Source organism: Gilvimarinus gilvus (genome assembly GCF_030518155.1).
Classification (GTDB): Bacteria; Pseudomonadota; Gammaproteobacteria; order Pseudomonadales; family Cellvibrionaceae; genus Gilvimarinus; species Gilvimarinus gilvus.
In genome coordinates this window covers 1-1,197 of record NZ_JAULRU010000373.1, presented here as the reverse complement: position 1 = coordinate 1,197, position 1,197 = coordinate 1, and the positions used below count along the sequence as shown (strand labels likewise).

General features: G+C 54.5%; 1 protein-coding gene. It reads left to right on the top strand.

All coding sequences use genetic code 11. The features are described 5' to 3' along the window. Window positions 1-1,197: elongation factor Tu (tuf, locus tag QWI17_RS06570; protein ID WP_302721739.1), on the top strand; the 1,197-nt coding region annotated here is incomplete at its 5' end.

Here is a 1,197-nt window from a genome sequence, read left to right as displayed (position 1 = left end):
AAGCCCCACGTCAATGTGGGCACCATCGGTCACGTTGACCACGGTAAAACCACTCTGACAGCGGCTTTGACCCGCGTGTGTGCAGAAGTTTGGGGCGGCGCAGCTGTTGCCTTTGACGGTATTGATAACGCACCAGAAGAGCGTGAGCGCGGTATCACCATCGCGACCTCTCACGTTGAGTACGATTCACCTGATCGTCACTACGCTCACGTGGATTGCCCGGGTCACGCCGACTACGTTAAAAACATGATCACCGGTGCCGCGCAAATGGACGGTGCGATTCTGGTCTGTGGTGCGACCGACGGTCCTATGCCACAAACCCGTGAGCACATCCTGCTGTCACGTCAGGTGGGTGTACCTTACATCGTAGTATTCCTGAACAAAGCCGACCTGCTGGCTGAAGACTGTGGCGGCGTTGGTACTGAAGAGTACGACGAAATGCTGGAGCTGGTTGAGATGGAGCTGCGTGAGCTGCTGTCTGACTACGACTTCCCAGGCGACGACACTCCGATCATCCCGGGTTCTGCCCTGATGGCTCTGAACGGTGAAGACGACAACGAGCTGGGTACTACCGCTGTTAAGAAGCTGGTAGAAACTCTGGATTCTTACATCCCAGAGCCAGAGCGTGCGATTGATCAGCCGTTCCTGATGCCAGTAGAAGACGTGTTCTCAATCTCTGGTCGCGGTACCGTTGTAACCGGTCGTGTTGAGCGCGGTATTGTGACCGTTGGTGAAGAAATCGAAATCATCGGCATCAAAGACACCACCAAGACTACTTGTACCGGTGTTGAGATGTTCCGCAAGATGCTGGACGAAGGCCGTGCGGGCGAGAACGTTGGTGTTCTGCTGCGCGGTACTAAGCGCGACGAGATTGAGCGTGGTCAGGTTCTGGCCAAGCCAGGTTCTGTGACTCCACACACCAAATTCGAAGGCGAAGTATACGTACTGAGCAAAGAAGAAGGTGGTCGTCACACGCCATTCTTTAAAGGTTACCGTCCACAGTTCTACTTCCGTACTACGGACGTAACCGGTGCTTGTGAGCTTCCGGACGGGGTAGAAATGGTAATGCCTGGTGACAACGTACAAATGACTGTTACTTTGATCGCTCCGATTGCGATGGAAGACGGTCTGCGCTTCGCGGTTCGCGAAGGTGGTCGTACTGTTGGTGCTGGCGTAGTTGCCAAAATCCTCGACTAA